2 protein-coding genes are annotated in these 2,394 nt (G+C 71.2%); one reads left to right on the forward strand and one right to left on the reverse strand.

Annotated features, from left to right (window positions below; translation table 11 throughout):
- Positions 1 to 366: 366 nt before the first annotated feature.
- A complete protein-coding gene (gene murA / locus SSOG_RS27240) occupies positions 367 to 1,710 on the reverse strand; it encodes a UDP-N-acetylglucosamine 1-carboxyvinyltransferase (protein WP_009717480.1) in 1,344 nt (447 codons plus the stop codon).
- A gap of 240 nt (positions 1,711 to 1,950) precedes the next feature.
- Here murA and SSOG_RS27245 point away from each other — a divergent pair.
- A partial coding sequence (locus SSOG_RS27245; protein ID WP_039941785.1) for a YqgE/AlgH family protein occupies positions 1,951 to 2,394 on the forward strand: 444 nt, incomplete at its 3' end.

A 2,394-nucleotide genomic window follows, 5' to 3' on the forward strand; every position in this document is an offset into this window, starting at 1 on the left:
GGGGGAAAGCCCCCGCTGCACTGCGTCCGGGTGCCCTGCGGCGGCCGAGGGACGGGGGTTGGGGTGTGCGGTGTCGCGGTTCGGGCCCGCGGGCCCGTCTTGCTTGCTCCGCAGCCCTGTCGTGGCGGGGCTGCGGAGCCACCGCATGGCTCAGCTACGTGGCCTGGGGGCGATGCCCCACACAGCGTTGTCCCCGCCGGTGGGGGCGCCGGGTTCAGCCGCGCGTGGCGGCCCCGGCTGCACCGCGTCCGCGTGCCCGCGGCGGGCCGAGGGCCGTGACCCAGACGCCGTCGCCCTGGGGGCCCGGGGGCTGTGCCCCCGGTTCGGGGAGGGGCGGGGTGGGGAGGAACCCCGCCGCCGTGGGTGCTAGATGGCTTCGCCGCCGTTGGGGAGTTCCACCTTGGCGCCCAGCTCCACCAGCTTGTGCATGAAGTTCTCGTAGCCCCGGTTGATCAGGTCGATGCCGTGCACCCGGGACGTGCCCTGCGCGGCGAGGGCCGCGATCAGGTACGAGAAGCCGCCGCGGAGGTCGGGGATGACCAGGTCGGAGCCCTGGAGCCGGGTGGGGCCCGACACGACCGCGGAGTGGAGGAAGTTCCGCTGGCCGAAGCGGCACGCCGAGCCGCCGAGGCACTCGCGGTAGAGCTGGATGTGCGCGCCCATCTGGTTCAGCGCGGAGGTGAAGCCCAGCCGGGACTCGTACACCGTCTCGTGGACGATGGACAGCCCCGAGGCCTGGGTCAGCGCCACCACCAGCGGCTGCTGCCAGTCGGTCTGGAAGCCGGGGTGGACGTCGGTCTCCAGGGCGATCGCGTTGAGCTTGCCGCCCGGGTGCCAGAACCGTATGCCCTCGTCGCCGATGTCGAAGGCGCCACCGACCTTGCGGAAGGTGTTGAGGAAGGTCATCATCTCGCGCTGGCGGGCGCCGCGGACGTAGACGCTGCCCTCGGTCGCCAGGGCGGCGCTCGCCCAGGAGGCGGCCTCCAGGCGGTCAGGGAGGGCGCGGTGGTTGTAGCCGCCGAGTTTGTCGACGCCGGTGATCCGGATCGTCCGGTCGGTGTCCATGGAGATGATGGCGCCCATCTTCTGGAGCACACAGATGAGGTCTTCGATCTCCGGTTCGACCGCGGCGTTGGAGAGTTCCGTCACACCCTCGGCGAGTACGGCCGTGAGCAGCACCTGCTCGGTGGAGCCCACCGACGGGTACGGCAGTCGGATCTTCGTACCGCGCAGCCGGTGCGGAGCCTCCAGGTACTGGCCGTCCGCACGCTTCTCGATCGTCGCGCCGAACTGACGCAGCACGTCGAAGTGGAAGTCGATCGGCCGGCCGCCGATGTCGCAGCCGCCGAGGCCCGGGATGAAGGCGTGGCCGAGGCGGTGCAGCAGCGGACCGCAGAAGAGGATCGGGATGCGCGAGGAGCCGGCGTGCGCGTCGATGTCGGCGACGTTGGCGCTCTCCACGTGGGTGGGGTCCATCACCAGTTCACCGGACTCGTCACCGGGGCGCACCGTGACACCGTGCAACTGGAGCAGCCCGCGCACGACCCGCACATCGCGGATGTCTGGGACGTTGCGCAGTCGGCTCGGCGCACTGCCGAGCAGGGCGGCGACCATGGCCTTCGGCACGAGGTTCTTCGCGCCGCGGACATTGATCTCGCCCTCGAGCGGGGTGCCGCCATGGACGAGCAGGACATCGTTCGAGCGGGTCATCTGGTCTCGCGTTCCTGGGACGGTCGATGGGCCAAAAGGCAAGACTAATGGGCTCCGAGTCCCCCTCCGTAAGGCTGTTGCACCCTCGAAATGGATCGGAATGTGTCGCACCACACTCCGTTCCGCTTCGCGAACCGACCGTCACGTGCGCCGCTCCTGCTGTCGTACGCCCCGACCTGCTCTCATACGGGTCTCGCCTTCCACTCCCCGTCCGGACCGGATATGCGGGATCATGTGGCCATGACCGAGGTGTCCTCCCTCACAGGACGGTTGCTTGTCGCGACACCGGCGCTTGCTGACCCGAACTTCGACCGCGCGGTGGTGCTGCTCCTCGACCACGACGAGGAGGGCTCACTCGGCGTGGTCCTGAACCGGCCGACCCCGGTCGGCGTCGGGGACATCCTGGAGTCCTGGGCCGAGCTGGCCGGTGAACCGGGGGTGGTCTTCCAGGGCGGTCCGGTGTCGCTGGACTCGGCGCTGGGCGTGGCCGTGGTGCCCGGGGAGGCGGGCCGGTCCCCGGCGCGCGGCGAGGACGGCGGGCCACTCGGCTGGCGCAGGGTGCACGGGGCGATCGGCCTGGTGGACCTGGAGGCGCCGCCGGAGCTGCTGGCGGCCGCGGTCGGGTCGCTGCGGATCTTCGCGGGGTACGCGGGGTGGGGCCCGGGGCAGCTGGAGGACGAGCTG

The sequence above is a fragment of the Streptomyces himastatinicus ATCC 53653 genome (genome assembly GCF_000158915.1).
Classification (GTDB): domain Bacteria; phylum Actinomycetota; class Actinomycetes; order Streptomycetales; family Streptomycetaceae; genus Streptomyces; species Streptomyces himastatinicus.